Below are 23,031 nucleotides of genomic sequence, written 5' to 3'. Positions count from 1 at the left end.
ATAGCATGACAGCTTATAGCTTTTTACAACATCTTCATTCCGGTTTCAGGTATATTGTACTGGCATTAATATTGGCAGCCATTATTGGCGCATTAATTGGCTGGATAGGTCAAAAGCCTTACACCAATGGCATTCGCAAGCTCAATTTATTTGCGCTGATATCGGCACACACACAATTGCTTATTGGCATTGTACTTTATTTTGTTAGTCCGCTTGTGCAGTTCACCAGTGATACGATGAAAAATCCGGTGAGCCGTTATTTTACTGTTGAACATTGGGTTATGATGATAATAGCTATCGTTTTAATCACCATTGGCCACAGCAAATCTAAAAAAGCAGCTACTGCCGAAGGCAAGCATAAGATTATTGCTATCTTATATTTTATCGCTTTGTTAATTATTTTGGTGAGTATTATACTTATTCCACGTAGCTAATAGGATTTAGCAAATAAATAGTTTCTAAAAAAATTTGATAATTCATTTTTCTTTATAAATTTGTGACCTCGATGATTAAAAACTCACATAAAAACAGCTGGTGGCACCAATTAAATTTGGCAGCCGGATACGTTTTTGGTCAGAGATAAATCTAATCAATTGTAAACCTAAGTAGGAAACCCGGCGACCCCAATTCGCCGGGTTTTTTTATTATATATTTTTTGAAAACATAACATGAGCAAATTTAAAATAACCACCACCCATAAAAAGCTGCTTGCCGATACCACCACCCCGGTAAGCATTTACCTGCGCCTGCGCGATGTATTCCCTAATTCGCTGTTGCTGGAAAGCTCTGATTACCACAGCCGCGAAAACAGTTTAAGTTACATTTGCTGCGAACCCATTGCCGGCCTGGTGCTCAATAATGGCATCCTTAAAAAGCAGTACCCTGATGGTAGCCAGGAGAGCCATGAGGCGGGCACATTTGAGTTGATAGATCAGCTTAATCAATTTATTGACAGTTTTGAAACTGATGTTAATCCGCTCAAAATAATTTCAAATGGTTTGTTTGGTTATTTTACACACGAAGCTGTTGAACATTTCGAGACCATTAAACTAAAGCAAAGCGATGATGTAAGCCGGCAGATACCGGTGATGCAATATCATATTTACCGCTACATTATAGCCGTTGATCATTTCAAGAACGAGCTGTATATTTTCCATAACCAGGCCGAAGGCGGACCAACAAACGGCGGTATCGAGAAACTGGAATATCTGATCAAAAATAAAAACTTCCCTGAATACAGCTTTAAAAGCAGCGCCGCCGAGCAATCAAACCTTACCAACGAGGAGTTTATCGCCATTGTTGAAAAAATGAAGCAGCATATTTTCAGGGGCGATGTTTTCCAGATAGTACCATCAAGAGCTTTTTCACGCACTTTCCAGGGTGATGAATTTAACGTTTACCGGGCCTTGCGCTCCATTAACCCATCGCCTTATTTGTTCTATTTTGATTTCGGCGATTTCAGGATCTTTGGATCATCACCCGAGGCGCAGATTACCATAAAAAACAATGTGGCCAGTATATTCCCTATAGCCGGAACCTTTAAGCGCAGCGGCGACGATGAAAAAGATGCCGAGATAGCCCGCAACCTGGAGAACGACCCCAAGGAATCTGCCGAGCATGTAATGCTGGTAGATTTGGCCCGTAATGACCTGAGCAGGCATTGCGAAAAGGTAGAGGTTAAAGCTTTTAAAGAAGTACAATACTATTCGCACCTTATCCATTTGGTATCGCATGTAAGCGGCAAGCTTTTACCGGGTGTATCATCCTTTAAAATAGTTGCCGATACTTACCCGGCAGGTACACTGAGTGGTGCCCCAAAATACCGGGCCATGGAACTTATTGATGAGAACGAAAAAGCGAAACGTAGTTTTTATAGCGGTGCCATAGGCTATATGGGTTTCAATGGCGAATTTAACCATGCCATCATGATCCGCTCATTCCTGAGTAAAAACAATACTCTGCATTACCAGGCCGGGGCAGGCATTGTAGCCGGCTCCATAGCCGAAAGCGAGTTAAAAGAAGTTGATAATAAGATAGCAGCCTTAAGACGGGCTGTTGAACTGGCCGAGGAGCTGTAGGCGGGGAGCAGGGTGCGGGGTGCGGGTAAAGCCCGGCTTCGTTTTAGAATTTAAAAATTAGGATTTAGAATTTTACGATGAACAAGATATTAATTATAGACAATTACGATTCCTTCACCTACAACCTGGTGCATTTGGTTAACGAACTTGGCCTGCAATGCGAAGTTTGGAGGAATGATAAATTTGCCATTGAAGATGTGGGTGCTTATGACAAGATAATTCTGTCGCCGGGCCCTGGTATACCTTCAGAGGCGGGACTACTGTTGGATGTGATCAAAAAATACGCGCCTACAAAGAGCATTTTTGGTGTTTGTTTGGGCCAGCAGGCTATAGCCGAAGTTTTTGGTGGCAGCCTGTACAATCTTAGTCAGCCGATGCATGGCATTGCAACACCGATAAAAGTTATTGATGGCCAGGAAGAATTATTTCAGGGCTTACCCGATACTTTTAAGGTTGGCCGTTACCATTCATGGGTAGTAAGCAGCGATGGTTTGCCCGATGCATTAAAGGTTACGGCAATTGACGAGGCCGATAATTCCATCATGGCATTATCTCACCGGGAATATGATGTAAGAGGGGTCCAATTTCATCCGGAATCAATATTAACCGAGTACGGAAAAGAAATAATGCAGAACTGGTTAACCCGGTAATTGACGGATAATGATAACTTTGTGTTAACAATGACATTAACAAACCCGTTATCGCGAGGGGAAAAATTTCGCGAAACGGTGATGGAGAGATAACATTTTTAAAGGTTTGTCATCCTGAACGCAGTGAAGGATCTATTCGTAGACTGTACAGGGCGAATACACATGGTGGAGAGTAGATCCTTCGTTCCTCAGGATGACAAAAGGGGCTTTTTTTACGAATATGCCATTGAGAAAAGGACCAACGAAGCAGTCGCGAAGTGGATATATCCACGCTGTAAAGTTCGCGATTGCCGGGCTTCGCTCGCAATGACATAGTTTTTAAGATTTCTGATACATGACGATACTTGATAAAATAGTTGCCAATAAAAAAAGGGAAGTAGCGCATGCTAAAAAGCGCGCTTCATATGTTGAACTGGAAGAATCTGAATATTTCCATAGGGAAACTTATTCGTTCAAAGAGTTTTTGCTTGACCCTGCACGTACCGGTATAATTGCCGAATTTAAGCGTAAATCGCCTTCAAAGGGCATTATAAATGATAAGGTAAGGGTTAGTAAGGTGACAACTGATTATGCAGCAGCGGGCGCCTCAGCGCTCTCTGTTTTAACCGACCGTGATTTTTTTATGGGCCGCAAAGCCGACCTCAAGAGAGCCCGGTCAGTAAACAGCATCCCGGTTTTACGTAAGGATTTCATGATTGATGAATACCAGGTAATAGAAGCCAAATCATTAGGTGCCGATATTATTCTGCTGATAGCCGCTATACTTACTCCTGCCGAAATTGATAAACTGGCCACGCTGGCTAAAAGCATCGGCCTGAATGTTTTATTAGAGGTACATAACCTGGAAGAGCTGGAACGCAGCATCCACCCCAAATTAGATGCTATTGGTGTAAACAACCGCAACCTGGCCGACTTTTCCGTTTCTGTAGAAACATCCTACCAACTGGCCAAACACATCCCTGCCGAGTTCATGAAAATATCAGAAAGCGCCATCAGTGATCCTGAAACCATAAGGCACCTTAAGCTGGAAGGTTATAACGGCTTTTTAATTGGCGAAACTTTTATGAAGCAGGAAGATCCGGGACAAGCCATGCGCGATTTTGTAGCGCAGTTGTAAAGATCACTTATAACACATCAAACAAAAAGAGGGAATTGCCACCGGCAACTCCCTCTTTTTTGTTTGAGCGATTATATTAATTAATGCTTATCAAAGAATAATTTGGTAGTTACTTTATCGCCACCAATGGCAGCAGCCGCTTTATCATAATTAACCTGGTTCACATTTTGTTCATTAACAGGATAGGTAAAACGAACAGGAAAAGCAGTCTGCGCAGTTTCGGGGGCTAAGAGTACAGGATAATCCAACCTCCGGGTTTCTATCCATGCATCCCAACCGCGGTTATATAAAGCAAGGTATTTTTGAACAGCAATTTTTTGCAAATTATTACTGCCTGCTGCAGTAGCAAAAGCAACATTTGGCTGCAACAGGTAAGTTGCCGCCGCACCAGCTGTTGCACCCCAGTCGGTTACTGAAGCAGTAACACCGGCGTTGTAATGACCGGCAACAGTACCAGCAACTGCATAACCTCTTGATGCCGCTTCCGCAAGGTTAAATTCAGTTTCTGCATAATCCAATAATGTAGCCGGAAAATCAGGATTGGTAATTGAGCCAATAGAGCCTTTTACCAACAATGGACCTGATGGTTTTGAGAATAAGCTAAATGTGGCACTTTCACCAGGATTGGCACCGGCGTACTGACCATCTGTGTTAACTGTAAAGAAGTATGGAAGCCTTGGATCAGCAGGATATTTAGGTGTCCCATTGGGATTAAGAGGCTGCAATAGGTCCATTATTGTGCTGTTGCCAACAAAATCCTGCCTTGCGCTCTGTACAAGGTCAACCCATATAGGGTTGGTGTTTGGCGGGCTTGCTACGAATGTAAATTTAGCGTTATCGGAATTTGAAGTAAATACACCAGTGGCAATTGCGGATTCAATAACGGATTTGGCTTTCGCGTTATCCACATCAACCATAGTGATACCCATTTTAAGTTTAAGTGTAGCTGCAAATTTCTTCCAGGCAGTAATGTCACCACCGTATATTACGTCGGCAGCGCCAAATCCGGAAGCCCCGGTTTTTAATGCGGCAATATCCGCATCTAAACGGGTTAGCAAGCTGTTATAAACAGTTTGGGCATCGTCAAACCTTGGGAAAGTTTTTTTAATATCCAAGGCATCGGTATAAGGAATATTACCAAAAGTAGTTAAGAGGTAATAATAAGTGTATACCTGCAAAATATCAGCAGTAGCTAATTCATTTTTTTGTACATCAACACCAGTTACATCCGTTGGAATCAGCGTTTTTGCCCGCTCTAAATTATAAAGTACGTCCCTGTACATGGCATTCCATAAATTATCAGGAATAGGGCGGGTAGTAATATCGTAATTACTTTCATCTGTATATGTAGTTTCCTGCCACTGCTGCTCAACTAAACGAAATATGTTTAGGTTAACATTTGATGATGTCATCGTGCTGGCTAATGTTCTTTCGGCATTTGTAAACAATGCATAAGAAGGAACAAGTACCGGATTTTTTGGGTCGTTGTTCAGACTCGCAATATCCTTTTTACAGGCCGAGAATAGTATCGACGTCAGTAAAAATAAACCTATATATTTTTTCATAATTCTTTTCCTTAAAAACGTAGTTTCAAATTCAGTGATAGTGTACGTGTGGTTGGATAGGCGCCTACCTGGTAACCTTGCAGGTTTCCAGATGTTAAGCCTTCTTCAGGATCTGCATAAGGTAAATTTTTATGTATTATCCAAAGGTTTCGTCCAATCAACTGAAAGGTTACTTCTTTGATAGGGCCCAGGCTTGATACCGTTTTTTGAGGTAAAGAGTATCCGATAAGGGCCTCTCTTAATTTGATGTAACCTGCATCATACACAAACGCCTTGTCTGGTAAACGTGCATAACCAAAAGCGCCATAGTTACTTGCACTTACACGTACAGTGTTTGGCTGACCGGCTTCAGTTACACCAGGCCTGATAAAGCCACCACCGTTAGCAAGTGTATTACGTACCGGGTTGCCTAAATCATTGGTATAAACTGTTTCAGGATATAGCCCGGTAGCTAAACCATAATACATATCTGTTGAAAATACAGAACCACCTTTACGAATATCAATTAAGAAACTTAGGTTAAACCCTTTATAGGTAAAGCTGTTGTTAATACCGCCTGCCCATTTAGGATTTGAATTGCCGATATTTGCGTTAGGGCCGCTTTGCAGATACTGCCCGTTGGCGCCAACTACCTTTTGCCCGCTTTTGTCATATATAAAATCGGTACCGCGTATCATACCAAAAGGTTGGTTTAAGCTGGCATTTATAGATACACCCCCCTGGAAACTGTTCAGCTCGAGGTTTTTAGCTTCCTGGCCCTGATCATCTTTAAACAGCTCAGTAACCTTACTTATATTCTTGGTAAAGTTAACGGTCATTTTCCAACTGAAATCATTTGTACGGAACGGAGTGCCATTTAAAGATAACTCGATACCTTTATTTACTACCGTTCCCGCGTTTAAGTAGTTAAATGAATAACCCGTTGCGGTTGATACGTTAACCGGCAATATTTCATCAAAGGTTGATGTATGATAGTAGCTACCGTCAAACCCTAAACGGCTGTTAAAGAATGATAATTCCAAACCAACCTCAGCACTCCTGGTACGTTCAGGTTTTAAATTCGGGTTGTTTTTGGTTGTTTTTACTATGGCCTGCGGAATTGAACCAAATGGAGGAAGAACAGTATAGGTGTCGTTTACACTATAAACAGGTGCATCTGCACCTACCTGCGCGTAGTTGGCCCTTATTTTACCGTATGATAACCATTTGTAATCTTTTAACAATTCAGAGAAAATGAAACCACCCGCTACCGAAGGATAATAATAAGTGTTATTGGCCTCTGGCAATGTTGATGACTTATCTCTTCTGATGGTTGCATCCAGGGTAATTAAATTGTTGTAAGTAAGTGTTGCCCCTGCAAAAATACCATCAACCTCTCTAAGTCCTTTATATTCTGTGGGCGCGTTTGGAGCATTCAGGGAGTTGGATATAGAGTATACTCCCGGAACAAATAATCCACCATTAGTTGTAGCAAAAATATTCTGGGTATTTTCCTTCCTGATATTTGTTCCTAATAACGCTTTCAGGTTGAAAGATTTTGAAATGTTTTTATCAATATTAGCTAACAAATCATAATTGGTTTCGGTAAATGACCTGTTGGTTCTTGAGTAATATGGTACACCCACACTACTTACATTTTTACGCTCTTCATCTAACTCTGTATAAGAATCTAACGAAACCCGGCCGGTAATAGTTAACCAGCTAACTGGCTTATAAACCGCGTTAACATTTCCAATATACCTGTTACGGGTATCGCTTTCAAAGTTTTGGTAACGTACATAATAGGGGTTATCCCAAAATATGGGGGTTAAATTGCCATTTAATGGATCTGCGTAGTTCCAGGTAACGTTTTTTCCTGTTCTTTCATAGGCAGCCTTCAAAGCCTGTACATCGTTGTTTACTTCCCACCATTGCCTTAGGTTGGTCATTACGTTCCTGGCGGCGGCACCATCATAACCAGTACCCGGCCGGCCAAGTCCATTAATATTATAGAAGTTAACGGCGCCACCAACTGTTAATTTAGGCGTAACGTTGTAGGTCGCTCCTAAGTCTACCTGGTTCTTTTTAATGCTGCTGTTAGGGATGATGCCATTTTCAATATTCCTGGTATAGCCTAATTTAAATGTTCCCTGGTCGCCTCCGTTGGTGATCAGGATGCTTTGGTTATTTGAAACCGGGTGAACAAAGAATGAAGTAGGGTCATTTTTTGCCGCTACCCATGGAGTAGCTTTACCAAAGTTAGGTGATGTTTTATCAAAAGCATCCCACTGATAAACCATCAGCTTTGGATCAAATTTAGCACCGTATGAGGCATCTTCTGTTGTTGGGGTAACCAAATCCGGTTTTCCATCACCGTTTACGTCTCCATAAAAGAAGTAACCCGTTGGGTCATTATAATAGTTACCGTAACCTGCACCATAACTGTGCTGATATTTTGCAAAGGTTGATTTATCTACAGAACCAACACTAACGCTGCTGTTAACTGTTATACCTAAGCCTTTTTTGCCTTTTTTAGTAGTTATTAAAATAACGCCGTTGCTGCCCCGTGAACCATACAGCGCGCTTGCCGCTGCACCTTTCAAAACAGTAACAGCTTCAATATCATCCGGGTTAATATCCGACGATGGGCTACCATAATCATAACCACCATCACCAGCCTGCTGAGAAGCACTGTTATTGTTGCTGTTATTAACCGGTACACCATCAATAACAAAAAGTGCCTGGTTATTCCCGGTAATGGATTTCACCCCCCGTAAAATAACATTGGTTGATGCACCAAGCGCGTTGTTCTGGCGTATTTCCAAACCTGCAACTTTACCAGATAAACCGTTAACAAAGTTTGATGAGCGTGTTTTGCTGACCTCTTCACCGGTTACCTGCTGAGCCGCGTATGATTGCTGGTTACGCGTCCTGGTAATACCCAGCGCACCGGTTACCACCACTTCACCAAGTTGCTGACTTGTAGGAATCAATACCACATTTAGCGTAGTGCCGTTTGCCGGTATTAATTGGGTAACGTAGCCGATAAAGCTGAATGATAAAACTGCACCTGGGGTTACCGATAAGGAATACTTTCCATCGGCACTGGTTTGAACACCCGTATTAGTTCCCTGAATTTTCACCGTTACTCCGGGTATTGGCAAACCATCTTCTTTGGCCGTAACCTTGCCAGTTACGGTATGGTTTTGTGCATATAGCTGTGATATAGCAAGCAACAAAATGCACAAAGTCGTGAGTAGACTTTTTTTCATGAATAATATAGATTAGTTATTGGTTAAAACTTAGAAGAAATAAACCTACAGGAGATTTATAATAAAATCAATTAATAAGTGTAACGTTTCCTTTACATAAATATTATTAACCACAGGGAATATTTTTAGGCTGCGATAATAAAATATTTTGTTCTTTTGCACGTTCTAATTCCGTAACTAAAAAACATTTAGTTAATAATAAGACAGTTAAAAGTTAATTAGGGCGGGGAAAATGCGCGAGGCATTTTCCCCGCTTATTTTTATACTAATTTATGAAAAAAAAATTCAATTAACTAAGAATAAACGAATTATAAATATCAAAAAGTTTTACTTCAAAAATACTTTTTGCAAAAAGATGTCTCAATTAATGCATCCAATGCATCCGCCTGATATTTTACCCGGATAAAAAATAATTAAAACTGAAACAAAAAACAGGTTATCGTTAAGTATGTATTAAATTAAATGTTATTATTTAATACATATTTCTCTAAAAGCAACTAAAATGTTACAAACCAAAAAAAACTAATAAATAACAGGCAATAAAAAAGGGGCTTGTTATTAAACAAGCCCCTGGCAATTAGTAAATAATAATACAGGCAACTATTTTTCGTTGCTCATGGAATAAGGCACATCTGCATCCTTTGTACCACGCACCTTATTTGGTGTCGCAATCATATCAAAATTCAACTCAGCACCGTTTAATAAAGCCTTATGGCTTACCCAGTTGTTGGTATATGGCTTACCATCAATGCTCAGGCTATTCACATACTTGTTATCAGCACTGTTATTTGAAGCATTAATGGTGATGGTTTTACCATTCTCTAAATTGATGGTTACCTTTTTAAACAATGGCGCTCCCAATACATATTGATCACTGGCCGGTGTAACCGGGTAAAAGCCCATTGCCGAGAAGATATACCAGGCCGATGTTTGGCCATTATCCTCATCGCCGCAATAACCGTCGGGAGTAGCTTTGTACAGTTTGTTCATGGTTTCGCGTGCCCAATACTGGGTTTTCCATGGCTGGCCTGCATGGTTATAAAGGTATATCATGTGCTGTATAGGCTGGTTACCGTGTGCGTACTGGCCCATGTTGGCTATCTGCATCTCGCGGATCTCATGAATCACGCCGCCATAATAGCTATCATCAAATGTAGGTGGCATAGTAAACACCGAATCTAATTTGGCAACAAACTGCTGCTTGCCCCCCATCAGGTTTATTAAGCCCTGTATATCATGAAATACACCCCAGCTGTAGTGCCAGCTATTGCCTTCGGTAAACGCATCGCCCCATTTAAACGGATTGAACGGGGTTTCAAATGTACCATCCTGGTTTTTACCGCGCATCAACTTGGTTTCCGGATCAAAAATATTGCGGTAGTTTTGGCTGCGTTTTTTGTATACCTCAATTTCTGATTTCGGTTTGCCCAGGGCTTTTCCTAACTGGTAAATAGCAAAATCATCATAAGCATACTCCAGGGTACGGGCAGCATTTTCATTTATTTTTACGTTGTAAGGCACATAACCCAATGTGTTATAATATTGCACTCCACGACGGCCGGTAGCATTAGGGCCTTCATTATTGGCGCCATGCTTAAGGGCCTGGTACAAAGTTTCGATATCATATCCACGCATGCCTTTAAGATAGGCTTCAGATACTACCGATGCAGAGTTGTTACCGATCATACAATCAGCATAACCCGGGCTTGACCACTCCGGCAGCCATCCGCCTTCTTTGTAATCATTGATCAGGCCTTCCTGCATTTCTTTGTTGATAGACGGGTAAACCAGGTTAAGGAAAGGATACAACGCCCTGAAGGTATCCCAAAAGCCTGTACCGGCAAACAGGTAACCCGGCATTACTTTGCCATTAAAAGGACTGTAATGTATATTCTCGCCTTTTTCATTTACCTCATACATTTTGTTGGGGAAGAAAAGCATGCGGTATAAGCTGGAGTAAAATGTTTTAGTTTGATCAATAGTTCCGCCTTCTACATTTAACCTGCTTAATGTTTTATTCCAGGTATCTTTTGCTTTTTGCTCGGTAACCGCAAAACCATCATTGGCCAGCTCGCGTTTCAGGTTAATTTCTGCCTGTTCGATGCTTACAAATGAGGATGCTACCTTTAGGTGCACTTGCTCGCCTTTAGCTGTTTTAAGGGTGATAACAGCGCCTGCATGGTCGCCGGTATACTCTAATGAGCCATTATCCTTTTTCCAATCATGCCATGCCGAAGCCAGCGCGAAAGGCTTATCTACATAAATAACAAAGTAGTTTTTAAAATTGGCAGGTACAGCGCCACTGTTTTTGGTGCTATAACCCACTATCTTTTGCTCCCCCGGAATAATCTTCACATATGATCCCTTATCAAAAGCATCTATTACAATATGTGAACTATCGCTTTTTGGAAAAGTGAACCTGAAACTGGCTGCCCGCTCTGTCGGCGTAATCTCGGTGGTTACATCATAATCAGCAAGGTAAACACTGTAGTAATATGGTTTCACAATTTCGGCCTTGTGCGAAAACCAGCTTGCGCGTTCTTTTTCGTTCAATTTTAACTTACCTGTTTCCGGGAAGATGGAGAACATGCCATAATCATTCATCCATGGTGAAGGCTGGTGGGTTTGTTTAAAGCCCAGTATCTTATCGGCATCATAGGTATATTGCCAGCCATCGCCCATTTTACCGGTTTGCGGTGTCCAGAAATTCATACCCCAGGGCAATGCAATTGCCGGGTAAGTATTACCATTGGAGAGTGAAGGCTTGGAAGCCGTACCCATAAGCGGGTTAATCAGATCAACCGGCGACGCTATTTTTTCTTGCGCCAAAACTGCTACCGGTAAAAAGGCAAACGCCAGGAGGAATAGTTTTTTCATTGATAAAAAATTGTTTTTTAAAGGGCGATGAAACTATCGGGCGTTGATTACCCTTTCGGGGCAACTCCAAATACCTCATCTAAAATTACTAAAGCGTTGATTTACAGCAGTGCTAAAACGTTTAACCAAACAATGCAATATACACTGTATCAACAAACTTTTGCAATTATATTTAATGAGAACCTAAATTTTTTGCAGCAATAAACTTACCATTTCAAATTAACAGTTACCCCATCCGGGCTGTTGGCAAAACCCAGGTAAAGCGTATTTGATGATTTATCCCATGATGTTTTAACATCGGTAACTGCCTGGCCACTGCTATCGGTAACTAAAGTTTCCTTTGGTTCGCCGGGAAGCAACACGCGTACACTATTCAGCGTTTTTATCGGGCTTTTTGCCACAAAAGAATAGCTTGAACCGGTCACATTTTCGCTATATATCCTTGATGCTGATGTTAAAACCTGGGGCAATTTTTTGTTGGGCACCCGGCTTAAGTTATACAGCAAAGCCTGCTCGCCCGGGTTAATAGTTTTTTCGGCCAGTACCGGTAATTGTGGATCAAAAAGATCAATAACAGGGCCTTTTATAGTCAATGGCTTGCTATCGGCGTTTTCATCTAACACCGATGCAATATCATAAGGACCACGTTCCAAATACAAACTGTTTTTAAAAATCAGGCTACCCGCATAGGCATCTTTTTCATAAGCCTGTTTTACAACGTTGATGTAGTCACTGTCTTTATCAGCGGATAAAACATATTCTTTGGGGTTTTGCCTTAACACATATACAGCCCCTTTGCCCACTTTAAATTGCTGGTCATTGCCGGTTGGGGTTACACCAAGCAGCTTAAATAAATGTTGAGATGGGGCGCTGAATTTATTGCCTTTGGTATTCCACCATTCCATCACAGATTGATAGGGATCATCATCGCGACCGCAATAAATTAAAACGCCACCCTGTTTTACCCAGGCCGCTAACTGCACATGCACATCTGCCGAAACGGGCTTCATATTGGAGTAACTCAGCACCAAAACTTTTATATTTTTTAACGATGCCGCGTAACCCAGGTTTTCCATATGTACGGTTTGCACCGGTACCCCACGTTTTAGCAGCGGCAGAGTTTGCCCATAAAAATTGGAGAACTGTGGATCTTGGAACCCGTTATGGGTAGGGAAACGCTGAAACATGAGCGTATTGCTCATCAATACGCCTATACCATTTACGCCGGTTACCTTGTTAACCGATGCAGGCATACTATTCAAGGCATTCACCATGATCTGCATTTGGGTAGAGTAATATTGCGGTATCAGCACCTTTTCATTACTCCCGGCCACTTTATAGGGATGGGTGTAAATGCGCTCGGGCCATGGCATCACTTCATAATCAGATACAGTTGGATACAATAATTTAGCGGTAAATGTAGCCTGGTAATTGCGCTTGTAATCGCTCCAGTCGCGCTGCCGGTCTTCAATCGGATCGGTCAAAAAAAACATTTTTCGGCCGGTTGGCGCGGTCATAGATACCATTGAACCGTACTCCAGGTAAGCATTTTCAAATACGCGTTCCTTTTGTAAGCCGTTAAAATAAGTTGGTTCGCGCGAAGTGCCGGTCCACACCTGCGCTATGTAGCCATCAATACCGGGCAGCGAGGCCAGGCTGGCTTCGGGGCTCACAATCTGCCATGACGAATAATTAACCAGCGAATGTGTAGCAATAAACACTTTTATGTTTAAACCCTTGCTTTTGCCGTAGGCCTTTGCGTATGATGACACTTGCTTTATGGCATCATAATATAAGTGATACTTTAATTTGCTTGACAAATAGGTATTCTCCGCCGATGCATCCTGCGGTTTCCATGGAAAGCCGTAATAAGTTTGCCATTGCGCTTTAAAGCCCGCGCTATAACCTGCACGTGCCCAAAACTCAGGCTCCTCCAAAAATATATTGGTGATACCTACATCTATCACCCTTTTGATCACGGCAGTTTTCATGTACTCAATGAATGAGGCATCGGGCACTACATAAGGCATATCCTTACCATGAAAAATGGTATCCCCCTTTTGTGTTACCTGCCCCACCCCCAGGTGGTTTTTACCATCCCACTTACCCAAAAAGTAATCTTTGTAATCGCCCCAGGCTATACCTGTCATAAAATTGGTTTGATAACCGTGGTCGCGCCATGATTGTACGCGTTGCTCAAAGGTCATGCCCAGGCGGTCGTTAGTGCCGTAAACAATGGCAATGTCGCTTCGTACGTCAATCTCGGGCATCCAGGGACTGCCTGTTTGGAAAGCTGTTTTTTCTTTTAGTGGTGATAAGGGCGTCGTTTTTTGCGCATAAGCGGCAACGGCTAAAACGATTAAGCAACTTGCAAGTAAAATGTTTTTCATAGGTGGTTTTAATGGTAAATAACGTTACCGGCATCAACAGGTAGCTTGCCGGCACACATAGATAGTAAATTATTACAACTGAATATAGCTTTATATCATTATAATTACAGAAATTCCATTCAACGCCCTTCGACTAACTTTTGTAATACATACGGGGCTATAATAGCCTTTGTGCTTTGCACACTTGGATGAATGCCATCGGGCACATATTTAAGATAAACGCCCTCCCCCTGGTTAAGAATTTGCTGCCAATGAGGATAATGATCAATTAACAATATTCTCTTTTGCTGAGCTACCTCCCTATACACCTGGTAATAGGCAAGCAGGTTTGGTCGAGCCTCGGCATGCTTGTTAATGGCTATATTCATCACCTGTAAAATCACTTCGCAGCCAGGATTATACAACCTAATCCTGTCAATCATATAGTTTAGGTTAAGCCGGGCCAATGCCACCGATGTTTTATAAGGCAAATAAGCGTCATTCATCCCAAACTCTATCAGTACAGCATCGGGCTTTTTGCTAATCACACTATCATCCAGGTGCTGCACGCCCCAACCCGACCACATGGCGTTTTTGGCCGCATTGATCACGGTTAAGTTGTTGCCATATTTTTTATTTAATCCAACGTTTACCGAATCAACCCAGGCACGACCGCCCTCACCAGCCGTTAAACTGGTGCCATATACCACCAATGTTTGTTTTTTACCTGCACGAAGATTTTTAATGAGTTGGGTTTGGGCAAGGACTATTGATGGAATCAGGGCAATAATTAGTAAGGGGATTTTGAGGAATAATGCTTTCATGGCGATCTACATCAGCCCAAATATAATAAATTATGTATCTACATAATGTGGATTATTTAAACATAACGATGGTTAAATATCCATATATTTTCACGCTGTTTATTTTACTGTGGGAATGTATTGATAAACCACCTCATAGGGTTTACCTTTTAGTTTTGCTGACACCTGCCCTATTGCCAGGTTTTCTTTTTGCGGCGTAGGCTCGCAAAGCGAATAGATTTGCCCCTTGTAAACTATAGGGCTGCCAACTGGCTTATCAAACTGTACAGCCATGGTAATATGTGTGGGGTACAAAAGCGCTATCATGGGCAAATTGTATATTTCCTTTACCAGGTAAAAAAACAAAGCAGCCCTGTCATCACAATCGCTATATTTTTCAAACAACGTTTCTTCGGGCGACAGGCGTTTTTCTTTCCCAAAGTTTTCCTCATCGGTTTCATATAAAAAAGCATAGCGTGTAAACCGCATTAAATAATCCACACCTTTTTTTTCATTCATCCCCTTCATGTTTTTTTTCAACATCGGGATCAACGAACCATAGGTTTCTTTACTTAGCGGAATATTAAAATACGATCCAAAATCAACCACCGGGTAATTTTTAAAAATAGCCTCTACCTCTCTGTTCAGTTTTATATTAAAATAATACACTTTGTGGCGGTAGGTAAACTGCAATTCTTTTTCAAAGTAATCTCCGGGGTTAAAGTCCGGCATCTTTTCTACATTGTATGAAAAAGCATTTACGGCTTCCGGAATATCTACGTTTACAGGAATGGGCGGATCCTGGTGCAGATCGGCATGGGCATAATCATGGTAATTTAAGCATACGTACCTCTTGTTACCCACATCAAAAAATGGAATATCCTCTACCTTTTCATCATTAAACACGTAAAATATTACCTTATTGGAAGTTAAAGCCAGCCGCGCATCATATCCCGACTTAGCCAGCAAAAACCACTTATACAATGTATACCTGCTATAATTAACTTCCTTAGGACTAATTTGCTGGGCCACCTTGCGGATAAGCTGATAGTAAAGCCAATCGTTTAAATTACTCCTTTGCTTATAGGCGGTTAATGAATCCATTAAGGGTTTATAATTACCGGCATTTACTTCGGCATAAAAGGCTCTTACCAACTGTGGTGTTAATTGTACAGGAACCTTAACCAACACGTTGCTATCAATTCCACAATTAAAAGTTCCCTGGTAAAACTCAAAGCACAGCCGTTGATCTTTGCCCTGGCCATAAACTGTTGTCAGTGTAAAGATCAGCAACAATGTATACAATACATTCACGTGCCTGATCATGGGAATTTATAATTGGATATATTAAAGCTACTGATAATAAATACCTTTTGTATATTATCTTTTAGCATTAAAAACACATTCAATTAACAATAGCTTAACAACCGGGGATTATTACAACCGACTTTTGATTAAAACACAAATCCCCCGGACTTTCATCCGGGGGATTTGTTTAATTATAGTAACAAAGTTTGGTTCAAATACCTTAAACTTATTTGCTTGCACTCCAGCCGTCACTCCAGCCATTACCGCCGGCGTTTTTTGAACCTTTTACAAGTGCATCATATTTTGCAGCCTGTTTTGGTGTTAAAACACCCTTGATCTTTTTTATAGTAGCAGTACGCAACGGCTCAATAGCAACCACCATTTTGGCGTTATCCCCTTTATTAGCTTCTTTTATCTTTTCAAATTTTTCTGATGACTCCTGGTAAATGGCAGCAACTTTTTTGCATTGAGGATCAGTAAGTTTTAATTTTTTTTGTAGTTCCATCGCTTTTTCTTCTGGCTTGGTTGCGGCCATTTTTTGCGCGAAACTTGCTGTTGTTAACCCAATTAACATGCAGCATAGTAATAATAGTTTTTTCATCGTCTAAGTTTATTTTACTATAAATGTAGCAGATTTTAATTAGATATTAAAGAATGATTGTATTCAACTTCAAATACAATCACCACTTACTTCATTTGCGCTGTCATAGGCATACAAAGCGACATATCCTTCTTATCGATAAACGTTAATTTAGCAAGCTGATTTACTTTAAATTGATCGACCCCTTCGGTGATGTGTAAAAACTGATTGGGTAATACATTTTTAAAATATTGAACGGTGCCGCTTCCGGCCCACTTTATTTCAATTTCATCAATTATTTTAGCTTGCCCTATTCCCATTTCCTGCCTCAACGGAGATGCACCAAAACTGCCTCCTGAATTTACATCTTTATACACGCTTCTTTTAACGCCGTTTTCTGTAAAGGTTAGTTTAATATGGCTCCCAATGGCGGCTTTATTGGCTTTTACCCCATCCAGCTTTAAACTTATCCAGTTATTATCATTGGTTTCGGGATTAAGGTATAAAGAACTGGTATACGAATCGCCGATATAGGCTCCTCCCATTTCGGCAAAAATATCCTGCCTGCCGGTGTTTCTCAGATCGGCAAATGCAATACCGTGTCCTTTCTGCAAATTACCCAGGCGAGATGATGTGGTGATATCAACGAATTTTTTACCGCCAACATTCTTAAACATCTTATTAGGCACCAACGACCTAAAATCGGGATTGCCCGTTCCAAAATACATATCCAGGTAGCCATCGTTGTCAATATCGCCAAAGTTGCCTCCCATACTGTACACTACTTTATCTAATCCCGCCTCTTTGGTTACGTTGGTAAAAGTACCATCCTGGTTATTTTTGTATAAGAACACATTACCCGCATTTGCAACAGGGCGACCCAATGCCTGGGATGCACTATAGTATCCCAGGGAGCGCTCAAACTGATAATCGCTTACAATAATATCCTGCCAGCCATCATTGTTATAATCATAAAACCAGGTTGTAAATGTTCGTTCCTTATTGCTGCCAATTCCAGCTTTGTCGGTAACATCTTCAAAATCAACACCGCCTCCCTTTATACCTTTATTTTTGAGCAGGTACTTATTGCCGGTCATGGTCGAAATAAATATATCCGGGTAACCATCATTATTATAATCAGCCGAGGTAACACCCTTTACAAATGATACAATATCGCAATGCGCCGTTTTTGTAACATTGGTAAATGTGCCGTTATGGTTATTAATATACAATGCGCAGGTAGATGAATTGGCATCAAGTACCTGGGTTGAGGTTTCGGTACCAACAAAAACATCAAGCCAGCCATCGTTGTTAAAATCGGCCCAGGTGGCTGTTTGGGTTGGATGAAAGAAAAGCAAACCGCTTGGTATGGTAACATCTGTAAAAGTACCATCGCCATTATTGCGTAACAGCGAGCTTGGCTGATTTCCAAAACCCCGGGTAAGCCAGGCTCCCCTTAACACAAAAAGATCTATATTACCATCATTATTGAAGTCTGTTTGCTGAATATTTAATCCGCCTGTTATACCGGTTAAGCCGCTTTGTTCGGTACGATCTGTAAATGTACCATCCTTGTTGTTCTGAAAGTAATGCATAGGGTCGCTCAAATCCCATCCAGATGTGATGATATCCAGGTATCCATCATTATTAAAATCATCAATAGCAACACCACCAGCCCGGCCATTAACATTAATGCCAAGGCTTGCAGCAATATCTTTAAATGGTTTTACGCCTGCAACACTATCGGCATTTAAGCCGGGGATCAACAAATTTTTGGGCACCTTTACCGGGTATTCGCCCAGGGTCATATAGGCAATATTAATCAGCCATTTTGATTCCAGGTCATCCGGGTGAATCTTTAAAATAGTTTTGTAGGTTTCAATGGCCTTTCTGGAGCCGGTTTGAATTTTATGAACCCCATCATTTTTAATAGGGAAAATACAGGAAGAACCGGTATGGTTAAGCATACAGTTGCTGCGCTCACCAAGGCGCATATAAGCGATGCCTGATTCAGAAAAAACAGCATCTGTTGGCATGAAATCCAGCTTGCTCAATATGTTTTCATAAATATCAACAGCTTGCTCTTCCTTCCCTTTCATCAGCAGAAGCGAGGCCTTTGAAGCCCATAAATATGAATCCTGGTTATTAATCCCTATTTTGAGTACAGAATCGCAATACTCAATTTTACGTTCGGGATTAAATGGATTTAAAATAGTATTATTCTTTTGGTTAATTGCTTTTAGTAATTGTATCATCTCTTCATGCGAAGAGGTTTGACTGGATGCTATTATAGTGAAGCCAAGCGCTACAACGAGCACTGAAGCCAGTATTATTTTAAATTTCATTTGATTGTCTTTTTGCCGCTACAGGTAATCCTGCAGGGAATTATGCCACTTTAGTTTTGATAAATAAATTTGTATTTAAACCTGCCTATGCCTGATACCCTGGAAAACAAAGCATCATAACAAATTAAAGCTGATTAAAGGGATGCCTGATTAATTAAGCGAGTGATTTAATTTATTTGCAGTTGCCCAACCGGGATATAAAAAGCTGCAGATAAACACATTCAGCAAAACCTAACAGGATGCCCTTAGTGGTTTAAATAAGGAGAGAATTAGCAGGAAACTTTAGGTGGTTGCTCAGGAATGTCCTGGTGGTAATGAACTAAACGCTGTACAGGCTGTACCACGTTTTTTTGCAATTTTTTTATGGGGCAATTAAACTCAAATTGTACAAAGGATAAGCTAAGGTTATCCATCATTACTATTTTACCATACGGAACATGATCTTTTTGAGATACCGGCATATCCTTAACCTTTTTGGCATTAAGCACATTATTATCAACAGGGCGGGTAGTTTCGTAATTAGGAATGCACATGAGGTGAATGGCAGTCCGGGTAATTTTCATTTTTACATAGTTGTAACTGTTATTACCAAACTGAATCTGACCGGCTATGTTCTCAAAGTTTTTCCAGTCATGAATATTCGGCAAATTAACAGGGATTGCTATTTCAGTAAGATCTTTAATATTATACAACCCTTTGCTGATCTGATGATTGTAGTATTTATCGGTTTTATAAACCAAATACTGGTGCGCTGCCAACTGACCTCCTATATTTAGGAAGTGAATATTAAGTAACAGCAACGCAATAAACTTCTTCAAGTTGAGCTTTTAGGTATTGATTTATAAATATGAGGTTTATTATTTATAAATCAAAATAAGTTCAGCTATAAATATTGCATTGTAACACAGCATGTAAGTTGAAATGGGGCAGGGAAATCGCTTTTAAAAATCCATGAATATTTTTTGGCTAAAGCCTTAACTGATTTCTGCCAATTTAACCGCTGGCTAAAGCCCAACGGCAATGATTAAGGACCGATCCTATTTAAAGTAGCAAAGGAACGAAAAGCGGCTTTAGCCAAAATTTGCAATACAGATATTTTAAACACGATTTATTTATTGAAACGGGCCCATGCTTGGCCCGTGTATTATTTATTTACAAAATATCTGATGCCAAACGGAGTGCCTTGCTTTATTCCCCCAAATTAATCATCATCGCTATCCTTACCGGCCAGTTTTGCGGGATAAGCTTTTTTACCTTTAGTAGCTGCATACCATAATATCCGGTTCAATACATCGTCGTTTCCGCCATCAATATGATCATACTCGGGCAATGATGATAGCTTGGCGAAATGCAGGGCCGCCCCCTTTAAAGAGGATAGTTTTGGATTAATAGTGTTGATAGCGATTTTATTTTTCAAACTTTTATAAGTGTAGTTTGCCGGCTTGCTTGTAAAACAATCAAACATAGGTAAAGCTGTAGCATCTATAATGTTCATCGGTGGTAAGCCTAAAATTTGCTCAATAGAGCGCACTATGCAGGTTTGGTTGTAGTTTTTAGATACTTTGCCCTGCAAACGACTATAAGGACTTATAACAAAACCGGTGGTACGATATGCCGATACGTGATCCCAGCCAGCCTGGGAATCATCCTCGGTAACAAAAATTACTGTATTTTTCCAAAACCTGCTTTTTGATACCGCTTCCACAATCCGGCCAAGCGCCAGGTCATTGTCGGCTACCATAGCTTCGGGCGTTGGCATGCCCGGCCTTGTACCAACTGTATGATCTGACGACAGGGCCATAACCATTAAATTAGGTAATTGATCGCCGGGCTGTTTTTCATAGTCATTAATTTCTTTAATAAAAGTGGATGCCCTTAACTGCTCATTGATCCGGTGCTCATCAGACCCAGGAAAATTTTGCGATAACATGGGCCTCACCCGCGATATGGTGCTGGTATTGGTAAATTTAAAAGGTTTACCGGCCATGTAATCGTTGTAAATATCCGTCCAGGTGAGTTTATTATCAAAATGCGGTTGGCAGGCCTCGCCATAAATTCTCACCGTTTTTCCATGGTCGGCAGCGTTGTTCCATATAAAGCCATTACCATCATAAACCAATGCATCTTCCTGCACGTGCGGATAGCTCCTGAACCATGAGCGCACACTTTTTTCAACATAGTCGGTAACCATAGCCGCATCCGTCCACTGATGTCCCTCCGCCGAGCATTTGCCCGATGCATAATAATTGTCGAGCAATAAAAAATTGCGCGCGATATTGTGCTGGTTTGGCGTAATGCTATCGCCATAAATACAAAGCGATTTCATCCCGTTACCTTCGGGCATATCACCTAAAACCTGGTCGTAAGTACGGTTCTCTTTGATGATGTATAATACGTGTTTAAAAACCGACGGCTCGCCAATACGTTCCGGAATGGGGCGTGGCGCAATATTTTTACGGGGCAGCAACTGTGCAATCTCCTGCCTAAAGCTTAAACTAAGATCTTTTACCCTTTTGGTGTATTGCTGCAGCTGTTTATCATCGGGCAAAGGAATTATAGATACCGTTGCCTTTTGATGGTGCGAATTATAAGCAGCCTCTGGGTTATTGCCTACTTCAGCATCAATGCCTGCTTTATTTATTTCTTTACTGCTTATCCGTGCGCCCTCGCCTTCCAGGTTGGTAACAAACAAAGTATGATCACTTATTGCAAGGTCGCCCGGATAAGCTTCTGTAGGAATAAATCCCCTTACCTCGCTATTTGCAGCACCCTTACCCGATGCCTTTGAACCCAACTTTACTACAGCGACTGCATTATCAAGTCCATTGGCTACATACAAAGTGATTCCTGTTTGGTCAATTGCCAATGCATTAGGAGTATCGCCTATATAACTCTTTTTGCCGGGATTCAATTTTACACCAATCGACTCCACATTTTGAAGCGAAATGGCAGATATAACCGAAACCATATCGCTATTGCCATTGGCGATATAAACAAAAGCTTCATCGGCACTACTAATAATGGCATTGGGGTGCAAACCAACCGGAATTTCTTTGATAACATCGCCTTTAGCAAGGCCTATCACCATCACAGTGCCCAGCGCTGTGGCTCCGGTTTTAGGATCAATATATGTTTTCCCGTAAGGTACACCTGCGGTTTCACGAGTAAGGGTATCCACCGCTTCAGGGCCGGCCCAGTTGGTTACAAATGCCTTGTTTTTGGCAATTACAATTCCGTAAGGGGCAACACCTGTGGGCTTGGTCCATACCGTTTTACCGGTATTGAGGTCTATTTTTACCAGCTGGTTATTTCCGTTTAAAACCACGTACAGGTAGTTGGTTCCATTCTCGTTATTGATGGCTACATCATTGGGTAAGGCAAGTGGCGATTCGCCTTCGGGCTTAAAATCAAAAGTATTTTTAATGCTGATAGCAGCGCCATCAAATACCGCCTGGAAAACATACGACTTTGACTCTTTGCCTTTACCCGCTGCAGCACTCCAGAATATTTGCGTTTGATTATTCAACTTCAACACTTTTAAACCCGAATACGTACTTGAAAGTCCTTTATACTGATTGCTTGCCTTGTAAGTCCACCGGGTGATAACCTTGCCGGATACGGTATCTATTACAGCAATTCCGTACCTGTCTTCAACGGCAATCTGCGGGCTGCCGGGAATAAGCCTTACATCCATGCTATGGTTTTCGTCCTCAGCATCGCCAAAGGATACCACTTTACCGGCGGGATCAACAATGCGGTTATATGGCATTAAAACAGGCAAAACATTTCGGCTTAGGGTACTGTCATCATAAGCACTATGCATGTTTACCTCTTCACTATCAATAGCCGGGCGGCTTTTTGGCACCGAATGACATGCTGCCAAAACACCTATTATACAAAGCGTTACAGGATATAATTTTAACGATCTTTTAATCATGATTTGTTGATAATTGCAATTGATAAAAATATACCATTCACATGTAAAACAGGTTACTAAATAGTAAATTAATAAATGATGGGCTAATTGTCGTTATAAATTTTACAATGGCTTCTACCATAAAAGGCATCAATCCCGAATATAGCACCAT

At 41.1% G+C, this 23,031-nt stretch carries 14 protein-coding genes; 4 read left to right on the top strand and 10 right to left on the bottom strand.

Going from position 1 to position 23,031, the window contains the following annotated elements:
- The first annotated feature begins 5 nt into the window (after positions 1 to 5).
- From Q0R88_RS07890 to trpC, 4 genes are all read left to right on the top strand, one after another.
- A complete protein-coding gene (locus Q0R88_RS07890; protein WP_295714706.1) occupies positions 6 to 434 on the top strand; it encodes a cytochrome B in 429 nt (142 codons plus the stop codon).
- Positions 435 to 668: 234 nt separating this feature from the next.
- A complete protein-coding gene (locus tag Q0R88_RS07885; RefSeq protein WP_295714703.1) occupies positions 669 to 2,078 on the top strand; it encodes an anthranilate synthase component I family protein in 1,410 nt (469 codons plus the stop codon).
- A gap of 77 nt (positions 2,079 to 2,155) precedes the next feature.
- The gene (locus tag Q0R88_RS07880) at positions 2,156 to 2,728 is read left to right on the top strand and encodes an aminodeoxychorismate/anthranilate synthase component II (RefSeq protein WP_295714701.1); all 573 of its coding nucleotides are present in this window, start codon (positions 2,156 to 2,158) and stop codon (positions 2,726 to 2,728) included.
- A 334-nt stretch (positions 2,729 to 3,062) separates the two neighbouring features.
- Positions 3,063 to 3,845 carry an indole-3-glycerol phosphate synthase TrpC gene (gene trpC / locus Q0R88_RS07875; RefSeq protein WP_295714697.1) on the top strand — a complete coding sequence of 261 codons (783 nt, stop codon included), beginning with the start codon at positions 3,063 to 3,065 and terminating at the stop codon, positions 3,843 to 3,845.
- An 80-nt stretch (positions 3,846 to 3,925) separates the two neighbouring features.
- Here trpC and Q0R88_RS07870 read toward each other — a convergent pair whose 3' ends face one another.
- From Q0R88_RS07870 to Q0R88_RS07825, 10 genes are all read right to left on the bottom strand, one after another.
- Positions 3,926 to 5,410, bottom strand: coding sequence for a SusD/RagB family nutrient-binding outer membrane lipoprotein (locus Q0R88_RS07870; RefSeq protein WP_295714694.1), 1,485 nt, complete (start codon positions 5,408 to 5,410; stop codon positions 3,926 to 3,928).
- A gap of 11 nt (positions 5,411 to 5,421) precedes the next feature.
- Positions 5,422 to 8,661 (bottom strand): SusC/RagA family TonB-linked outer membrane protein, encoded by a 3,240-nt coding sequence (locus Q0R88_RS07865; protein WP_295714691.1) that lies wholly within the window; start codon positions 8,659 to 8,661, stop codon positions 5,422 to 5,424.
- Between the two features lie 600 nt (positions 8,662 to 9,261).
- Positions 9,262 to 11,538, bottom strand: a complete 2,277-nt coding sequence (locus Q0R88_RS07860) for a GH92 family glycosyl hydrolase (RefSeq protein ID WP_295714688.1) — start codon at positions 11,536 to 11,538, stop codon at positions 9,262 to 9,264.
- Positions 11,539 to 11,744: 206 nt separating this feature from the next.
- The gene (locus Q0R88_RS07855) at positions 11,745 to 13,928 is read right to left on the bottom strand and encodes a hypothetical protein (RefSeq protein WP_295714685.1); all 2,184 of its coding nucleotides are present in this window, start codon (positions 13,926 to 13,928) and stop codon (positions 11,745 to 11,747) included.
- Between the two features lie 119 nt (positions 13,929 to 14,047).
- Complete coding sequence (locus Q0R88_RS07850) at positions 14,048 to 14,731, bottom strand: SGNH/GDSL hydrolase family protein (protein WP_295714683.1); 684 nt, start codon at positions 14,729 to 14,731, stop codon at positions 14,048 to 14,050.
- Positions 14,732 to 14,830: 99 nt separating this feature from the next.
- On the bottom strand, positions 14,831 to 16,036 hold the full coding sequence (locus tag Q0R88_RS07845) for a hypothetical protein (RefSeq protein ID WP_295714680.1): 1,206 nt from the start codon (positions 16,034 to 16,036) through the stop codon (positions 14,831 to 14,833).
- A gap of 208 nt (positions 16,037 to 16,244) precedes the next feature.
- Positions 16,245 to 16,619: a hypothetical protein gene (locus tag Q0R88_RS07840; protein ID WP_295714678.1), complete on the bottom strand. Its 375-nt coding sequence runs from the start codon at positions 16,617 to 16,619 to the stop codon at positions 16,245 to 16,247.
- 86 nt (positions 16,620 to 16,705) lie between these two features.
- Positions 16,706 to 18,943, bottom strand: a complete 2,238-nt coding sequence (locus Q0R88_RS07835; RefSeq protein ID WP_295714675.1) for an FG-GAP-like repeat-containing protein — start codon at positions 18,941 to 18,943, stop codon at positions 16,706 to 16,708.
- Positions 18,944 to 19,212: 269 nt separating this feature from the next.
- Positions 19,213 to 19,761 (bottom strand): hypothetical protein, encoded by a 549-nt coding sequence (locus tag Q0R88_RS07830; RefSeq protein WP_295714673.1) that lies wholly within the window; start codon positions 19,759 to 19,761, stop codon positions 19,213 to 19,215.
- Positions 19,762 to 20,144: 383 nt separating this feature from the next.
- Positions 20,145 to 22,880, bottom strand: coding sequence for a bifunctional YncE family protein/alkaline phosphatase family protein (locus Q0R88_RS07825; protein ID WP_295714671.1), 2,736 nt, complete (start codon positions 22,878 to 22,880; stop codon positions 20,145 to 20,147).
- Positions 22,881 to 23,031: the final 151 nt, after the last annotated feature.

Origin of the sequence: Mucilaginibacter sp., assembly GCF_025362475.1 — a bacterium.
GTDB lineage: Bacteria > Bacteroidota > Bacteroidia > Sphingobacteriales > Sphingobacteriaceae > Mucilaginibacter.
This window is presented reverse-complemented; position numbering and strand designations above follow the sequence as displayed.